Origin of the sequence: Rhodanobacter sp. B04 (assembly GCF_002001125.1) — a bacterium.
Lineage (GTDB): Bacteria > Pseudomonadota > Gammaproteobacteria > Xanthomonadales > Rhodanobacteraceae > Rhodanobacter.
The window spans coordinates 259024-276244 of sequence record NZ_MUNV01000026.1; the positions used below are offsets into that span (position 1 = coordinate 259024).

The following is a 17221-nucleotide window of genomic DNA, read 5'->3' on the forward strand; positions in this document are numbered from 1 at the left end:
CACCATGGAAATCTTCAATCACGACAGCAATATCCCGTTCCTCGGGATGCGCAAATACAGCATCGCGATCGCCCTGTTCCTGATGATCGCGTCGGTGGTGCTGATTGCCACCAAGGGCCTCAACTACGGCCTGGATTTCAACGGCGGCGTCTCGCTGGTGGTCGACTACGACCAGCCGGTGCAGATTGCCGATGTGCGCGCGGCGCTGACCAAGGGCGGCCTCGACCATGCCGTGGTGCAGAGCCTGGGCGGCACCCGCGAAGTGTCGATCCGCATGCAGCCGAAGGACGATGTGGCGGCGGAGAAGGTCTCCGGCGGCAAGGTCAACCTGGATCGCATTTCGGACGACGTGCTGAAGATGCTGCAGGTCACGCGCCAGGACGCGAAGCTGAAGAGTCACGAGTTCATCAGCGCGGAAGTCGGCGCGGAACTGCGCAGCGACGGCACCGTCGCGGCGGTGTTCGTGATCCTCGGCATCATGTTCTACCTGTGGATCCGTTTCGAACGCCGCTTCGCGATCGCGGCGGTGGCCACCGAAGTCCACGACGTGCTGGTGACGCTGGGCATCCTGGCGCTGGTGCAGCGCGAGTTCGACATGACCGTACTGGCTTCCGTGCTGGCGGTGATCGGTTACTCGATCAACGACAAGGTGGTGGTGTTCGACCGTATCCGCGAACTGTTCCGTCTTGCGCGCAAGGCCGAGCCGGAGGAGATCCTCAACCGCTCGATCAACAACACGCTGTCGCGAACCATCATCACCTCGCTGTTCACCGGCATCACCATGGCGGCCCTGTATTTCTTCGGTGGCCCGGCGGTGCACGGTTTCGCGGTGACGATGCTGATCGGCATCGTGGTCGGTACGCTGTCGTCGATCTTCGTGGCCAGCCCGATCCTGTTGTGGCTCGGTGTGTCGAAGCAGGACCTGATGCCGGTCACCAAGGAAAATCCGGAGCTGGCGCGGCGTCCCTGAGTGCCGCGCAGTGGGTCGTAACAAGGAAAGGCCCGGTTGTCCGGGCCTTTCTTCTGGTGGATTGATGCGCCCGGCGGCGGAGCGGATCAGCTGCGCAAATGGGCATCCAGCTCGGCAAGCTGCTGAGGATTGCCCAGGTTCCACCAGGCGCCATCGTACCGTTCGCCACGGAGCCGATCCTCGCGCATCGCCTGCTGATAGATCGGCAGCAGCTTGAAGCGGCCCGCCGGGCAGGCACGGACCAGCTCGGGACGGTAAACGCCGATGTTGCCGAAGGTCAGGCGCTCGCCATCGCCGTCCTCGTGCAGGTTGCCCTGGCGCAGCACGAAATCGCCGCGTTGATGCCACTCGGGATTGGGCACCATCACCAGATGGGCATGGCCCGCCGGCTCGGCAGGCAGTGCGGCATAGTCGTAGTCGCTCCAGATATCGGCACTCACCCCGATGAAGGGTTCCGGTCCCAGCATGGGCAGCGCGTTCAGCATGCCGCCACCGGTTTCCAGCGGGGTCGGGCCTTCGTAGGCGTAGCGGATGCGCAGGCCCCAGCGCGAGCCATCGCCGAGCGTGTCGGGAAACTGCTCGGCCAGATGCGAGGTGTTGATCACCACGTAGTGCACACCAGCCGCGGCGAGCTTTTCGAGATGCCACACGATCAGCGGTTTGCCGCCGACTTCCAGCAACGGCTTGGGTGTGTGGTCGGTCAGAGGGCGCATGCGCTCGCCCAGGCCGGCGGCGAAGATCAATGCATGTCTCATGCGGCTGCCACATCGGTCAGGTCGCGGCCCAGCGCGTAGCGCTCCAGCAGCGCCGCGAACTCGGCCAGCTCGGGATAGCTCCGCGCCACCGAGATCACGTAGTGGTAGACGCGCGGCACGTCGGCGAGATAACCGGGCTTGCCGTCGCGGTACCACAGCCGATAGAACTGGCCGAGCACGCGAATGTGGCGCTGCAGGCCGGTCAGGTCGAACCAGCGCAGGAAGCGTTCGCGGTCGACTCCATGGCCGATCAGGCCGGCGCTGATCAGCCGCTGCCGATAGGATTCCACCCAGGTCTCCACCCGTTCGCGCGGCCAGGCGATGTAGGCATCGCGCAGCAGCGAGGCCAGGTCGTAGGTGATCGGGCCGGCGAGGGCTCCCTGGAAATCGATAATCCCTGGACTCAAGAGTGCAGGGGCGATGATGCCCGGGCTGGTGTCGTCGACGATCAGCAGATTCCGGCTATGGAAGTCGCGGTGCACGAAGCGGCGCGGCTGCTCCAGTGCATTGCGAACGATCACGCCGAAGGCTGCCTCCAGCACGTCCCACTCGCCGCAGTCCGGGGTGTGGCCGAGGTGCCGGCCGAGAAACCATTCCGGCATGACTTCCAGTCCGCGAACCAGTACGTCATGGTCGAACGGCGGCAGGTCGCTGCAGTCCATGCGGACCTGCATGCGCAGCAACGCCTCCATCGCATCGCCGTAGAGGGCATCCGCGCTGTCTTCGTTCAATGCCGGCAGATAAAGCCGCGTACCCAGGTCTTCGATCAGCAGGAAACCCTGTTCCAGGTCGTGGGCATACACGGCCGGCACATGCAGACCGGCTGCGGACAGCTGCGCGCCGATCGCCAGCCACGGCCGCGGATCTTCCTGGGCCGGCGGCGAGTCCATCACCACCCAGCTGCGCCCCTGGTGCTGCGTGCGCCAGTAACTGCGGAAACTGGCATCGGCCGAGGCGGATGCGAGCGTCAGTGCGGGATCGCCGAGAACATGGCGGGTCCAGGCGAGGCGTGCGGCGGCGCGGTCGGCAATGCTGTCCATGAAATCGTTCGCTGGCAAAACGCGAACAGCTTAGCAGGGCTCCGGGAAGCGCCCTGCGGCTGCGGACATGGGGCGCGCCCCGCACTCACGTCAGGTTGTAGGCGCGCTCCTCGTGCTCGGCGATGTCCAGGCCCATCTGTTCCTGTTCGGCATCGACGCGCAGCCCGATCGTGCGGTCGAGCAGTTTCAGGATGCCCCAGCTGAGCACGGCGCTCCAGGCGATGGTGAAGCCCACGCCCTTGGCCTGGATCCACAGCTGCAGCAATGGCGATGTCACTGTGCCGAAGCCGCCCAGCTTCGGCGCCGCGAACGGACCGGTGAGCAGGGCGCCGATGATGCCGGCGATGGCATGCACGCCGAACACGTCCAGCGAGTCGTCATAGCCGAGCTTGTGCTTGAGCCGGGTGGCGGTGAAGAAGCACGCGGTGCCGGCGACGAGGCCGATGAGCAGGGCGCCGCCTGGACCTGCCGTTCCTGCCGCAGGAGTGATCGCCACAAGGCCGGCCACTGCACCCGAGGCAATGCCAAGTACGCTGGCGCGCTTGTGGATGGCCCATTCCACCGCCGTCCAGCCGATCGCAGCGGCTGCGGTGGCGATCTGGGTCACCAGCATCGCCATGCCGGCACTGCCGTTCGCCGCGACCGCCGAGCCGGCGTTGAAGCCGAACCAGCCCAGCCACAGCAGGCTGGCGCCGATCACGGTGTAACCGAGGTTGTGCGGCGGCATGTGCGTCTGTGGCCAGCCACGGCGCTTGCCGATCACCAGGCAGGCCACCAGGCCGGCGATGCCGGCATTGATATGCACCACGGTGCCGCCGGCGAAATCGAGCACGCCGAGGTCGCCGAGCAGCGAGCCAGGGCCGCTCCACACCATGTGCGCCACCGGCAGGTAGACGAAGGTCAGCCATAGTCCGCTGAACCACAACATCGCGCTGAATTTCATGCGCTCGGCATAGGCCCCGATGATCAGCACCGGAGTGATGATCGCGAAGGTCAGCTGGAACATCACGAACACGCTTTCCGGCACCGTCTGGTACAGCGTGTCGGGCTTCAGCCCGGCGAGCATGGCCCGATCCAGCCCACCGACGACCGAATGCCAGTCCGTCACGCCTGCATGCATGCCCTCGGTGCTGAAGGCCAGCGAATAGCCGTAGAGCATCCACAGCACGGTGACCAGGGCGGTGATCGCGAAACACTGCATCATCACCGACAGCAGGTTCTTCGCGCGCACCATGCCGCCGTAGAACAGTGCCGCGCCGGGGATCGTCATCATCAAGACCAGCATGCTGGCGACGATCATCCAGGCGGTGTCGCCGTGGTCGAGCGCGGCGGGAGCGGTTTGCGCGGCGGCAGACAGCGGCAGCGCGGCCAGGCCGGCGCCGGCGACGAGCAAGGACCTAGAGCGCATCGGCGTCGACCTCCTGCGTGCGGATGCGGATCACCTGGTCGAGTTCGCCGATGAAAATCTTGCCGTCGCCGATCTTGCCGGTGCGTGCCGCGCCACTGATCGCCTCGATCGCGTGGTCGAGGCGATCGTCGGCTACCGCCACCTCGATCTTCAGCTTGGGCAGGAAATCGACCACGTATTCGGCGCCGCGGTACAGCTCGGTATGGCCGTGCTGGCGGCCAAAACCCTTGACCTCGGTGACGGTCATGCCTTGCACGCCGGCCTCGGCCAGCGCCTCGCGCACGTCGTCCAGCGTGAACGGCTTGATGATGGCCGTGATCCACTTCATGGCGTGCTCCCCGGTGATGGCGTCTTATTGCGATGCAGCACGATGCGTGCCATCGCGCCCGGATCAGGCACGCCTCATGATTTCAGCGGCTTGCATCACGATGGCCACATGGAATGCACGATAATCGAGCAATCCACGCAGATTGTTTCCCGCCATTGGTGCGTTCAGGCGGATTGACCGCGCCGTATCGAATCAGTACCATTTTAGTCCCGATTCGAGCGATCCCCAGCCTGGGCACTTCATGCTCCGCGTCAGCCGACTGACCGACTACGCCACCGTGGTGATGACCTGCATCGCCGCGCACCCGGATGACGTGCTCAGCGCCGTGCAGATTGCCGACGAGACGCACCTGGAGCTGCCGACGGTGAGCAAGTTGCTGAAGGCGCTCGGTCATGCTGCCCTGGTCGACTCGTTCCGCGGCGTCAACGGCGGTTACCGGCTGGCGCGGCCAGCCAGCGAGATTTCGCTGGCTGAGATCGTCGAGGCGCTGGAAGGCCCGATCGGCATGACCGAATGCAGCGTGGCCGAAGGCCAGTGCGATCGTGAATCGCAGTGCAGCGTGCGTGGCAGCTGGCAACGGATCAACAGCGTGCTGGACCACACCTTGCGTGGGGTCAGCCTGGCCGAGATGCTCAAGCCGTTGCCGGCCGCCTCCTTGAATCAGCGCCAGAAGATTGCGGTCACCGTGAAAGGCGGCGAGGCCACCATCGAATGAGCAGCAGCATGATCAACGAGAACAGCGCCAGCACCACGCTCCGCGACAACGCCGACGTGGCCGAGGCGCTCGGGCGCAGCTATGCGGCCGGCTTCGTCACCGAGATCGAGATGACCGGCCTGCCGCCGGGCCTGGACGAGGACACCGTACGTCAGATTTCCGCGATCAAGCAGGAGCCGGAATGGATGACCGAGTGGCGGCTAGAAGCCTATCGGCACTGGCTGACCATGCCGAAGCCGGACTGGGCCAAGCTCGACATCGATCCGATCGATTACCAGGCGATCAGCTACTACGCCGCACCCAAGGCCGGCCTGAAATCGCTGGACGAAGTCGATCCGGCCTTGCTGGAAACCTACGAGAAGCTGGGCATCCCGTTGCATGAGCGCGCGGCGCTGGCCGGCGTGGCGGTGGATGCGGTGTTCGACTCGGTTTCGGTGGGCACCACCTTCCGCAAGCAGCTGGCCGAAGCCGGCGTGCTGTTCTGCTCGATGAGCGAGGCGATCCGCGAATACCCCGAGCTGGTGCGGAAGTACCTCGGCAGCGTGGTGCCGACCGGCGACAACTTCTTCGCCGCGTTGAATTCGGCGGTATTCTCCGACGGCAGCTTCGTGTTCATCCCGAAGGGCGTGCGCTGCCCGATGGAACTGTCGACCTACTTCCGCATCAACGCGCAGAACACCGGCCAGTTCGAGCGCACCCTGATCGTGGCCGAGGAAGGCTCGCACGTCTCCTATCTCGAAGGCTGCACCGCACCGAAGCGCGACGAAAACCAGTTGCATGCGGCGGTGGTCGAGCTGGTCGCGCTGGAAAAAGCGCAGATCAAGTACTCCACCGTGCAGAACTGGTATCCCGGCGACGAAAACGGCGTGGGCGGCATCTACAACTTCGTCACCAAGCGCGGCGACTGTCGTGGCGACGATTCGAAGATCAGCTGGACCCAGGTCGAAACCGGCTCGGCGATCACCTGGAAATACCCCAGCGTGGTCTTGCGTGGCGATCGTTCGGTCGGCGAGTTCTATTCGGTCGCCCTGACGCATCACTGCCAGCAGGCCGATACCGGCACCAAGATGATCCACCTCGGCAAGCACACCAAGTCGAAGATCGTCGCCAAGGGCATCAGCGCCGGCCGCAGCTCCAACAGCTACCGTGGCCTGGTCAAGATGGAGAAGGGCGCCGAGGGCGCGCGCAACTACACCCAGTGCGACTCCCTGTTGATCGGCAAGCAGTGCGGTGCGCACACCTTCCCGTACATGGAAGTGAAGAACCCGAGCGCGATCGTCGAGCACGAGGCCACCACCTCGAAGATCTCCGACGACCAGATGTTCTACTGCCGTTCGCGCGGCATCAGCGAGGAAGACGCCGTGTCGATGATCGTCGACGGCTTCTGCAAGCAGGTGTTCCGCGAGCTGCCGATGGAGTTCGCGGTGGAGGCGAAGAAGCTGCTGGAAGTGTCGTTGGAAGGAGCGGTGGGCTGATGAAGGTCCACGGCGCCACGGTGGCGCGGCAGGCACCTGCTGGCCCGGACGCTGTCATGAACTTGTCGATATTCAACTCCTCAGTGTCTCGGGAAATCCAAGGAACCACAGCATGAAATTGCTTTCCAGCGTGCTGATGATCGCTTCGGCAGCCGCACTTTCCGGCTGCATCCCGGTCAAGCACAACGATCTGACCGCGCCGCAGATCAGCGGCACCGTGACCCGCGCAGGTGTTCCGGTGCCGGGTGTCCACGTGCAACTGGCCGATGTGCTCAATGACGCCGGCGTTCCCGTGCCCGGCGCGCTCAAGGACGAGGCGGTGACGGATGAGCAGGGGCATTTCGCCGTGGGGCCGCTCTACCGCGTGACGAAGAAGACGGCGGCGATTCCGCTGGTCAGCGTGGATCTGCACACGGTGCCGTGGGGCCTGCGCCTGTCCACCGACGCCAAGACTTGGCACGCCGGGTGGCTTTCGGACCCGACCATGTTCGGTGACGTGCCGAAGGCGCCGATTTCCGCCTTGTGTGATCTCTCGGTGGACAGCAAGTCCAGCGTGATCGACGGCGACATCGCGATCATGGGCAGCGGCCCGTGCATCCTGCAACTGATCGAGAAAAAGAAGAAATGAGCATGCTGATCATCGAAAACCTGCACGCCCGCGTCGAGGGCAAGGAAATCCTCAAGGGGCTCAGCCTCAGCGTGAGCGCGGGCGAAGTGCACGCGATCATGGGGCCGAACGGCGCGGGCAAGTCGACCCTGGGCAACGTGCTGTCCGGCCGCGACGGTTATGAAGTGACCGCCGGCACGGTGACCTACAACGGTATCGACCTGCTGGCATTGGAGCCTGAGGTGCGTGCCGCTGCCGGTGTGTTCCTGGCGTTCCAGTACCCGGTGGAGATTCCGGGCGTCAACAACACCTACTTCCTGCGCGCGGCCTTCAATGCGCAGCGCAAGGCGCGCGGCGAAAAGGAATTCGATTCGATGCAGTTCCTCAAGCTGGTGCGCGAGAAGCTGAAGGTGATGCAGATCTCCGACGAGCTGCTGCACCGCGCGGTCAACGAAGGCTTCTCCGGTGGCGAGAAGAAGCGCAACGAGATCTTCCAGATGGCGGTACTCGAACCGCAACTGGCGATCCTCGACGAAACCGATTCGGGGCTGGACATCGACGCGCTCAAGCATGTCGCCGATGGCGTCAACGCGCTGCGCTCGCCCGATCGCGCGTTCCTGATGATCACCCATTACCAGCGCCTGCTCGATTACGTGGTGCCGGACTTCGTGCACGTGCTGGCCGATGGTCGCATTGTCGAAAGCGGCGACAAGTCGCTGGCATTGAAGCTGGAAGAACACGGCTATGCCGGCCTCGGCGAGGGAGTGGCGGCATGAGCCAGCCGGCATCGCTGCCGTTGGTCGCGTCCCTGCTCGACGCACCGCTGCCGCCCAGCGGCATCGTCTGGCTGGATGCGGCACGGCATGAGAACCGCGCGGCGTTTGCCGCCGGCGGCCTCCCCGATACGCGGGTGGAGGCGTGGAAATACACCGCGCTGCGCGCGCTTGGCCAGCGCAGCTTTGCCCATGGCGATGCCGCGGCGGCATCGCGTGCGGTAGCGGCGTCGAGATTTGCCTTGCCTGGCGTCGTCGGGCCGAGGCTGGTGTTCGTCAACGGCGTGTTCCGTGCCGATCTGTCGGCACTCGATGCGTTGCCGCCAGGGCTGACCCTGCAGCCGCTGGCGCAGGCGCTGCACGGCGACGCCGAGCCGCTGCGCTTCGTGCTGTCGCGGCCGATACCTGCCAGCGAGGCGGCCGACGCGTTTGTCCGGATCAATGCCGCCAGCGCCACCGATGGCGTGGTGCTGCGCGTTGCCGCCCACGCGAAGGTCGCTGCGCCGGTGCAGCTGGTGTTCGTCGGCGCCGCTGCCGAAGTCGCCGCTCCTGCGCATCCTGCGCCCGCGGCACTGGCACGTTCATCTGCGTCGGAACTTGCCTGGCACCTGCGCAACGTGATCGAACTGGGCGAAGGCGCCGAGCTGAACCTGATCGAACACCATGTCTCCGAGGGTGAGCCGGCGCAGCTGGCTACTTTCGTCAGTGACATCGACGTGCGCGAAGGTGCGCGGCTGCACCACACCGTATTGCAGAACGTCGCGGCCGGTACCAGCCTGGTTCGCCGCAGCAGCGTACGCGTGCACGGGCGTGCCCACGCAGTGCTGCATGTACTGGAACTGGGTGGCGCGCTGGTGCGCCACGACCTGCAGGCCGAGCTGATCGGCAACGGCGCGCGCTTCGATACCCGCGGCGTGTTCATGCCGCACGGTCGCCAGCATATCGACACGCAGTTGACGATCCGCCACCAGGCGCTGAACACCACCTCCGCCTCGACCTGGCGCGGTGTCGCCAATGACCGCGCACGTGGCGTGTTCCGTGGCGCGATCGTGGTGGCACCCGGCGCCGACGGCAGCGATGCCAGCCTCGGTAACAAGAACCTGCTGCTGTCGCCGGGTGCCGAGATCGATACCAAGCCGGAGCTGGAGATCTATGCCGACGAGGTGAAGGCTGCGCACGGTGCCACCGTCGGTCAGCTCGACGAGCGCTCGCTGTTCTACCTGCGCTCGCGCGGCATTCCGCTGGCGCAAGCACGTGCGCTGCTGACGGCCGCGTTCTGTCGCGCGGTGCTGGACGATCTGCCGAACGAGGCGCTGCGCGAGCATTTGTCCGCGTTGCTGGTCGCACAGTTGCCGAACGTCTGATCCACTCTTCCAGCGCTGCTGGGAGATGCCGTAAAACCCTCTCCCATCGAGGAAAGGGTTTGGGGGTGAGGGGCCACTCTCGCGCCGAACCACATCGAAGCGAACACGCCATGACGAATGCCCCAGCCACGCCCACGGTCTTCGACGTCCAGCGCATCCGCGCGGATTTCCCGCTGCTTGCACGCAGCGTGCACGGCAAGCCGCTGGTGTATCTCGACAACGCCAACACCAGCCAGAAGCCGCTGTCGGTGATCGAGGCGGTGAATACGCATTATCGCGAGCACAACGCGAACGTGGCGCGTGCGGCGCATCAGCTCGGCGAAGAAGCCACCGCCGCCTACGAGGGCGCGCGCGACAAGCTGGCGCGTTTCATCAACGCGCCGTCGCGCAATGAACTGGTCCTCACCTCCGGCACCACCCAGTCAATCAACCTGGTCGCCTACAGCTATGCGCTGCCACGCCTGAAAGAGGGTGATGCGATCCTCACCACGGTGATGGAGCACCACGCCAACATCGTGCCGTGGCAACTGGTCGCCGCCCGCAGTGGCGCCACGGTCAAGGCGGCGCCGATCGACGAACGCGGCGAGCTGATCGTCGAGAAGTACATCGAGATGCTGACGCCGGACGTGAAGCTGGCCTGCGTCACCCATGTCTCCAACGTGCTGGGCACGGTCAACCCGGTGCGCGAGATCGCGCGCGAGTGCAGGAAGCGCGGCATCGCGCTGCTGGTCGACGGGTCGCAGGCGATACCGCACCGGCCGGTCGACGTACAGGCGCTGGGCTGCGATTTCTACGCGATCACCGGGCACAAGATGCTGGCGCCGACCGGCACCGGCGCGTTGTGGGCGAAGCGCGAACACCTGGAGGCGATGCCGCCGTTCTTCGGTGGCGGCGAGATGATCCGTGAGGTCCGCTTCAGCGGAACCACCTTTGCCGCACCACCGCACAAGTTCGAGGCGGGCACGCCGAACATCGCCGGCTTCGTTGGTCTGAGCGCGGCGATCGACTACTACGGCTCGGTCGGTTTCGAGGCGATCCACGCGTGGGAACAGCAATTGCTCGGTTATGCCACCGAGCGCCTGCGCGAGATTCCCGGCCTGCGCATCTTCGGCGAGGCGAAGGACAAGGAGCCGGTGATCTCGTTCCTGCTGGAGGGCGCACAGGCCACCGACATGGCGACCCTGCTCGATTTGCAAGGCATCGCCGTGCGCTCCGGCCATCACTGCGCGCACCCGCTGATGCAGTTCTACGGCGTGCCCGCCACGCTGCGTGCGTCGCTGGCGTTCTACAACACGCGCGAGGAGATCGACGCGTTCATCGTCGCCTTGCTCAAGGTGCGCAAGCTGCTGATGTGATGCGGTCGCCGGATATGGGTCCGGCGATGTCTTCCGCTCAGGCGTCCGCGAGTCCGCGCAACGCCACGTCGTCCGTGGTCACCCGCAGCACCGAGCCATGCTCGTACCAGTCGCCGAGAACGATGCGCTCGGCCGGCCGGCTGTCGAGCTGCAAGGCATGCACGGCCGGGCGATGCGTATGCCCGTGGATCAGCCGCGTCACGCGGGCCTGGCGCATGGCGTCGGCCACGGCTGCCGCATTCACATCCATGATGCTTTCCATCGCGCCGCCGGTGTGTTTGCGACTGTCCTCGCGCGCCTGGGCGGCGAAGGCACGGCGTGCTTCCAGCGGCATCGCCAGGATCTGCGCCTGCCACTGCGGCGTGCGTACCTGCTTGCGCACAGCCTGGTAGGTGACGTCGTCGGTGCACAGCATGTCGCCGTGCATCAGCAAGGTGCGTCGACCCTGGATGTCGTGCACGGCGCCATCATCGAGCAGGGTCATGCCGGCACGCCGGGCGAACGCGTCGCCGAGCAGGAAGTCGCGGTTGCCTGCCATGAAGTACACCGGCACGCCGGCATCGCGCACCGCGCGGGTGGCTTCGGCGATGCGCCGCGGCAGTTCGGCATCGTCGTCGTCGCCGATCCAGGCTTCGACCAGGTCACCGAGGATGTACAGGGCATCGGCGTGGCGGACTTCGTCGCCGGCCAGGTAATTTTCGAACAGCGTGGTGATCTGTGGCCGGGCCGGATCCAGATGCAGGTCGGAGATGAACAGCGTTGCCATCGTGACGATCAACCGTTGCTGGCAGGCTGGGCGGGCTTGCGGCCGACCTTGGCAGCCGGCTTTGTCGTTGCCGGTGCGGCAGGGGCAGGGGATTCCTCGCCGACCACGTGCGCGCTCTCGATCAGCACCAGCGGATTCGGCACGTCGCCGGCGAAGGGGCCAAGTGCATGGGTGGGCATCGCGGCGATCTTGTCGACCACGTCCATGCCCTTGATCACCTTGCCGAATACGGTGTAGCCCCAGGTCAGGCCGCTCTGGTTGCCGACAAAATCGAGACGGCGGTTGTCGACCAGGTTGAAGAAGAACTGTGCGGTGCCGGAATTCGGATCGGCACCTCGGGCGACCGCTACCGTGCCGCGCAGGTTGGACAGGCCGTTGTCGGCCTCGCTGACAATGGCCGGACGCGTGCGCTTCGGCTGCAGGTCGCGCGTGTACAGGCCACCCTGCACCAGGTAGCCGGGAATCGCCCGGTGCATCAGGGTGCCGTCGTAAAAACCGTCACGCACGTACTGCAGGAAATTGGCCACGCTCTTGGGCGCCTTGTCCGGATACAGCTCCAGCGTGATGTCGCCCTGCGAGGTGCGCAACAGCACTTGTGGCGTCGATGACGCTGCCGTGGCCGCTGCCGGCTTGGCGGTTTGTGCTGCCAAGGTCAATGGCAGGATCAGGAGCAGGGTGGCGAGCAGGGACTTGAGCATGGGCATCAGACAGTCTGGATGTCCGGACATGATACGCGGCTGTGGCGTGGCTCTGAAGCACGAAGCTTCGACCGGCTGGCGGAGAGTCAGCTGGCGGAGAGTTCGAGCCTCAGCCCCAGTTCCGCCATCGGCGCCTGTTCCTGCTGCAGGTCGGCCTCGCTGAGCGGATGCTGCTCGAGCCAGGCGATCGGCAGGCTCAGGCGCAGGGATTTGCTGTTGGCGGCAAGCCGCATCGGCGGCAGCGACTCGGCCCGGCGGGCGCGGCGGAACAGCACGGCCAGCCGCAGCAGGGCGGTGGTGTAGCGAGCCAGCTGGCGATAGCGCTGCGGCAGCGCGGTGATCGCCGTCTTGTCCGGCTTGCGTCGGTGCATCTCGACCACCGCGGCCAGCAATTGCTGCTCCTGTCGCGAAAACCCGGCGAGATCGGCATGGCGCAGGATGTAGGCACCGTGGTGGTGGTGCTGGCTGTGCGCGATGGCCAGGCCGATTTCGTGCACGCGCGACGCCCACGACAGCCATTCGCGCGCATCGGCGTCCAGTTTCCACGAACGCGCCACCTGGTCGAAGAACATCAGCGCCGTCGATTCCACGCGGCGCGCCTGCGCACGGTCCACGCCGTAGCGGGCGGCCAGGGCGTCGATGCTGGCAGTGCGCGGGTCGCTGCCGCCGGCACGGCCGAGCAGGTCCCACAGCAACCCTTCGCGCATCGAGCTTTCGCACACGCGCATGCGCTCGATGCCGAGCGCGGCGAACGCTGCCTCGAAGATCACCACGCCGCCGGCGATCACCGGTGCACGCTCCTCGACCAAACCGGGCAGCTTGAGCGTGTCGACCTGGCCGTGTTCGATCAGCACATCGCGCAGTGAGGCGAGCGACGCCGGCGTGATGCCGTCGTCGGAAAACTTCATTGCCTGCACCACCGCACCGATCGACTTGGCGGTACCGGATGAGCCATACGCGTCCTGCCAGCCCGATTCGCGATAGTCCTCGGCAAACTGCTGCAGCAGCACGCCGATCTCGCTGCGCGCGCGCTGCCAGCGCTTGCGGTTGAGCTTGCCGCCGGGGAAGAAGCGCAGGGTCGAGGCGATGCAGCCGGCCTGAACGCTTTCGGTGTGCAGCGGCGCCAATCCGCGGCCGATGATGAATTCGGTGCTGCCGCCGCCGACGTCGATGACCAGGCGCGGTTCGCGCGAGGCGGGCAGGTCATGTGCCGCGCCAAGGAAGATCAGGCGTCCTTCCTCGCGACCGGAAACGATTTCGATCGGATGGCCGAGCGCAGCCTCGGCAGCAGTCAGGAACGCCTGCGGCGAGGCCAGCCGGCGCACCGTGTTGGTCGCCACCGCGCGTACCCGTATCGTCGGCAGACCGGCGATGCGCTGGCCGAAACGGGCCAGGCAATTCAGCGCGCGGGCGCGTCGTTCGGCATCCAGCGTACCGTCGGCACGCAGGCCGGCGGCCATCCGCACGGTGTCACGCAGGCGATCGATCACCCGCGGTTCGCCATGCTCCATGCGTGCCACCACCATGTGGAAGCTGTTCGAGCCCATGTCCACCGCGGCGATCAGTTCGCCGTCGCGGATCGGTGTCTGTTCGGCTGGACTCACGCCAACGCTCCCGGGATTGCGCGGCGCGGATTCTCGCACGCACGCCTGAAATGGATGAAAGGCTGCATCGGCGCCAGCCGGATCACCGGCAGAACCGTTCGAGCAGGCCCAGCTGCGCGCTGTACGGCGGGTTGTCGCCGGGCTGCGCACGGGTATAGCGGCCGTTGCTGTCGAGCAGCCAGGCCTGGGTATTGTCGGCCAGCCCGTTGGCGAGGGTTTCCTCGAACACCCGCGCGGCCAGCTCGGGATCGAGGATCGGGAAGGCCACCTCGATCCGCCGCATCAGGTTGCGTTCCATCCAGTCGGCACTGGCGCAATACAGCTCGGGCGCACCGTCGTTGGCGAACCAGTACACCCGGCTGTGTTCGAGGAAGCGCCCGACGATCGAGCGCACGCGGATGCGTTCGGAGATGCCCGGCAGGCCGGGTCGCAGGGTGCAGGCGCCGCGCACGATCAGGTCGATTTCCACGCCGGCCTGCGAGGCGCGATACAGCGCCTCAATCACGTGTGCCTCGTTCAGCGCGTTGAGCTTGGCGACGATGCGTGCGGGGCGTCCGGCCTGCGCATGCGCGGTTTCGCGCTCGATCTTCGCCATCACGCTGGTGTACAGCGTGAACGGCGAATGCAGCAGGCGTTTCAGCTTGATCATCGGCCCCAGCCCGGACAGCTGCTGGAACACCTTGTGCAGGTCCTCGCCGATCTCCGCGTTCGCGGTCATCAGGCCGATGTCGGTATAGGTGCGGCTGTTGATCTGGTGGTAGTTGCCGGTGGACAGGTGCACATAGCGGCGCAGCACTTCGCCTTCGCGCCGCACGATCAGCATCATCTTGGCGTGGGTCTTGAAGCCGACCACGCCATACACCACCTGCACGCCGGCTTCCTGCAGCCGGGTCGCGAGGCGGATGTTGGCTTCCTCGTCGAAGCGCGCGCGCAGTTCGATCACCACGGTGACGTCCTTGCCGTTGCGCGCGGCCTCCACCAGCAGGTCGACCAGCGGCGTGTCCTCGCCGGCGCGATAAAGCGTCTGCTTGATCGCCAGCACCTGCGGGTCGGCGGTGGCCTGGCGCAGCAGGTCGATCACCGCGGCGAAGCTCTGGTAAGGATGGTGCAGCAGCACGTCGCGCTGGCCGATCAGCTCGAATTTGTTGCGGCCGCTCTCGAGCGCTGCCGGCAGTTGCGGGTTGAAACGCGGGAACTTCAACTCGGGCCGATCCAGCCAGTCGTAGATCAATCCGGCGCGGATGATGTTGACCGGGCCGTCGCAGCGGTAGACGTCGGTTTCCTCGAGCTGGAAGTTCTGGATCAGCATCGCGGTGATCGCCTGCGGGCAATCGTTGGCGATCTCCAGCCGTACCGGCCGCGCATAGCCGCGGCCGACCAGCTCCTCGCTGAGCGCGAGCGCCAGGTTCTGCACTTCGGCTTCCTCGACGATCAACTCGCTGTTGCGGGTCACCCGGAACTGGTACGAGCCGACCACCTTGAAGCCGGGGAACATCAGGTCGACGAAGGCCTGCAGCAGTTCGGCAAGGAACACGAAATGCTCGCCCGGTCCGCTGACCTCGGCCGGCACGCGGATGATCCGCGGCAGCGAGCGCGGCGCGCGCACCAGCGCCATGTGGCCCTCGTGACCGAACGCGTCGCTGCCCTTCAGCACCACCGCGATGTTCAGCGTCTTGTTGAGGATGCGCGGGAACGGATGCGCCGGATCCAGCCCCAGCGGCGACAGCACCGGCAGCACCTCATGCTCGAAATAGCCTTGCAGCCAGCGCCGCTGGCGCGGGCTCCACTGTTTGCGGGTGAGTATGTGGATGTGCTCGGCGGCAAGCTGCGGGCCAAGCTGCTCCTGCCAGGTCGCGTATTGCTCGCTGACCAGATCCAGCGCGCGATTGCGGATGCGCGCCAGCAATTCGAGGGACGGCAGGCCATCCGGCCCGGGGGCGGCCGAACCGTAGGCGTGATGATGCTTGAGCATCGCCACCCGGACCTCGAAGAATTCATCGAGGTTGTTTGCCACGATGCTCAGGTAGCGCAGCCGCTCCAGCAGCGGCACGGCCGGATCGCGCGCCATCGCCAGCACGCGGAAATTGAATTCCAGCGCGGCCAGTTCCCGGCTGAGGTAGAGGCCGGGAGCAGTCAGGTCGGATTCGCTGGACGAGGCAGGTGATGGTTGATGCATGCTGCATTCTGGCCCAAGGCGCAGGCCAAGGAAACGCCGCTGCCTTCAGCCTTCATCGCCGCCACCCGGTGGCAGCAGGCGGGCCTGGTTGAAATGGCAGGTGAAGGTGGAGCCGGCGCCGGGCGTGCTCTCGATCCGCAGCTGCGCCTGGTGCAGGTTCATCACGTGCTTGACGATCGACAGCCCGAGGCCGGTGCCACCGCTGTCGCGCGAGCGGCTGGAGGAGACCCGATAGAAGCGTTCGGTGAGCCGGGCCAGATGCGTCGCGGAAATGCCGAAGCCGGTGTCGCTCACCGAGTAGGCGGCGCCATCGGGCGTGCGCTGCCAGCGAATGGCGATGTTGCCGCCGGTCGGCGTGTAGCGCACCGCGTTGCTGACCAGGTTCGACAGCGCGCTGTGCAGATCCTTCGGCGAACCGAGCAGGTCGGCCTCGGCGCTGGACTCGAGCGTGATCTGGTGGCGTCCCTGGCTGAGCGCCTCGGCTTCCTTGCGCACGGTGGCGAGCAGCGGCGCCATCTGCACCCGTTCGTCCATGATCTGGTGCTGGGTTTCCAGCCGGGAAAGCGCCAGCAGGTCCTCGACGATCTGGCCCATCCGCTTCGACTGCACGCGCATCTCGTTCAGGACGGACGCCAGCTCGGGGACATCTTCCGGATCGATCAATTCGAGGTAGCCGTGGATCACCGTCAGCGGCGTGCGCAGTTCATGCGAGACGTTGGCGACGAAATCACGCCGCACCTGTTCAAGCCGGGTCAGATGGCTGATGTCGCGGGCCAGCAACAGCTGCTGGCGGCGGCCGAACGGAAGCATGCTGACATTGAGATGGCTTTCCGGGTGACCCGGTGCAGACACGTCATTGAGCGGTTCCAGGGTGCCGTCGCGCAACCAGTCGGACAGATCCGACGTGGCCAGGCGTTGCTGCAGGAGCACGCCACGGTCCTTGGGCCGGCTCAGGCCCAGCAGATTCTCCGCGGCGTGATTGAACCAGCGGACATGCTGGTTCTGATCGAGCAGCACCACGGCGTCCGGCAACTGGCTGGCGGCATTGCGCAGGTCGCGCAGACTGGAGGCAATACGGCGGGAACGCGTCATGAAACGGTCATGCTGGAGGGGGCTGGCGGAAGCCGGTGCCGTCATCATGGGCTGCACTTGATGACGGATTCGGGTCAGCAGCAAGACGACTTCCA

General features: G+C 65.9%; 16 protein-coding genes. 7 read left to right on the plus strand and 9 right to left on the minus strand.

Annotated elements, in window-relative coordinates:
* Positions 1–4: 4 nt before the first annotated feature.
* Positions 5–970: a protein translocase subunit SecF gene (secF, locus tag B0E46_RS15945; protein WP_077556717.1), complete on the plus strand. Its 966-nt coding sequence runs from the start codon at positions 5–7 to the stop codon at positions 968–970.
* A gap of 86 nt (positions 971–1056) precedes the next feature.
* On the opposite strand, the gene murU is transcribed toward secF, so the two are convergent.
* The 4 genes from murU to B0E46_RS15965 all read right to left on the minus strand — a co-directional run bounded on the left by murU (position 1057) and on the right by B0E46_RS15965 (position 4501).
* Positions 1057–1725, minus strand: coding sequence for an N-acetylmuramate alpha-1-phosphate uridylyltransferase MurU (gene murU, locus B0E46_RS15950; RefSeq protein WP_077556718.1), 669 nt, complete (start codon positions 1723–1725; stop codon positions 1057–1059).
* The gene (locus B0E46_RS15955; RefSeq protein WP_077556933.1) at positions 1722–2765 is read right to left on the minus strand and encodes a phosphotransferase; all 1044 of its coding nucleotides are present in this window, start codon (positions 2763–2765) and stop codon (positions 1722–1724) included. The genes murU and B0E46_RS15955 overlap by 4 nt, the downstream gene beginning before the upstream one ends.
* A gap of 85 nt (positions 2766–2850) precedes the next feature.
* A complete protein-coding gene (locus tag B0E46_RS15960; RefSeq protein WP_077556719.1) occupies positions 2851–4173 on the minus strand; it encodes an ammonium transporter in 1323 nt (440 codons plus the stop codon).
* A complete protein-coding gene (locus tag B0E46_RS15965) occupies positions 4163–4501 on the minus strand; it encodes a P-II family nitrogen regulator (RefSeq protein ID WP_077556720.1) in 339 nt (112 codons plus the stop codon). The genes B0E46_RS15960 and B0E46_RS15965 overlap by 11 nt, the downstream gene beginning before the upstream one ends.
* Positions 4502–4742: 241 nt before the next feature.
* Between B0E46_RS15965 and B0E46_RS15970 the strand changes: the two genes are divergently transcribed.
* The 6 genes from B0E46_RS15970 (at position 4743) to B0E46_RS15995 (ending at position 10790) form a co-directional block, all read left to right on the plus strand.
* Entirely contained in the window at positions 4743–5216 is a 474-nt protein-coding gene (locus tag B0E46_RS15970) for an SUF system Fe-S cluster assembly regulator (protein WP_077556721.1), read from the plus strand.
* Positions 5217–5224: 8 nt separating this feature from the next.
* A complete protein-coding gene (gene sufB / locus B0E46_RS15975; RefSeq protein WP_174567092.1) occupies positions 5225–6691 on the plus strand; it encodes a Fe-S cluster assembly protein SufB in 1467 nt (488 codons plus the stop codon).
* Between the two features lie 112 nt (positions 6692–6803).
* On the plus strand, positions 6804–7319 hold the full coding sequence (locus B0E46_RS15980) for a carboxypeptidase-like regulatory domain-containing protein (RefSeq protein ID WP_077556723.1): 516 nt from the start codon (positions 6804–6806) through the stop codon (positions 7317–7319).
* 2 nt (positions 7320–7321) lie between these two features.
* Positions 7322–8074 (plus strand): Fe-S cluster assembly ATPase SufC, encoded by a 753-nt coding sequence (gene sufC, locus B0E46_RS15985; RefSeq protein WP_077556934.1) that lies wholly within the window; start codon positions 7322–7324, stop codon positions 8072–8074.
* Complete coding sequence (gene sufD, locus B0E46_RS15990) at positions 8071–9435, plus strand: Fe-S cluster assembly protein SufD (RefSeq protein WP_077556724.1); 1365 nt, start codon at positions 8071–8073, stop codon at positions 9433–9435. Before sufC ends, sufD begins: the two co-directional genes overlap by 4 nt.
* A gap of 110 nt (positions 9436–9545) precedes the next feature.
* Positions 9546–10790: a cysteine desulfurase gene (locus B0E46_RS15995; RefSeq protein WP_077556725.1), complete on the plus strand. Its 1245-nt coding sequence runs from the start codon at positions 9546–9548 to the stop codon at positions 10788–10790.
* Between the two features lie 37 nt (positions 10791–10827).
* Here the strand turns inward: B0E46_RS15995 and B0E46_RS16000 are convergent, their stop codons facing one another.
* The 5 genes from B0E46_RS16000 to phoR all read right to left on the minus strand — a co-directional run bounded on the left by B0E46_RS16000 (position 10828) and on the right by phoR (position 17174).
* Positions 10828–11556, minus strand: a complete 729-nt coding sequence (locus B0E46_RS16000; RefSeq protein ID WP_077556935.1) for a UDP-2,3-diacylglucosamine diphosphatase — start codon at positions 11554–11556, stop codon at positions 10828–10830.
* 8 nt (positions 11557–11564) lie between these two features.
* Positions 11565–12254 carry a peptidylprolyl isomerase gene (locus B0E46_RS16005; RefSeq protein WP_077556726.1) on the minus strand — a complete coding sequence of 230 codons (690 nt, stop codon included), beginning with the start codon at positions 12252–12254 and terminating at the stop codon, positions 11565–11567.
* Between the two features lie 86 nt (positions 12255–12340).
* On the minus strand, positions 12341–13858 hold the full coding sequence (locus B0E46_RS16010; protein ID WP_077556727.1) for a Ppx/GppA phosphatase family protein: 1518 nt from the start codon (positions 13856–13858) through the stop codon (positions 12341–12343).
* 82 nt (positions 13859–13940) lie between these two features.
* Complete coding sequence (gene ppk1 / locus B0E46_RS16015) at positions 13941–16034, minus strand: polyphosphate kinase 1 (RefSeq protein ID WP_077556728.1); 2094 nt, start codon at positions 16032–16034, stop codon at positions 13941–13943.
* A 45-nt stretch (positions 16035–16079) separates the two neighbouring features.
* On the minus strand, positions 16080–17174 hold the full coding sequence (gene phoR, locus B0E46_RS16020; protein WP_254425199.1) for a phosphate regulon sensor histidine kinase PhoR: 1095 nt from the start codon (positions 17172–17174) through the stop codon (positions 16080–16082).
* Positions 17175–17221 lie beyond the last annotated feature (47 nt).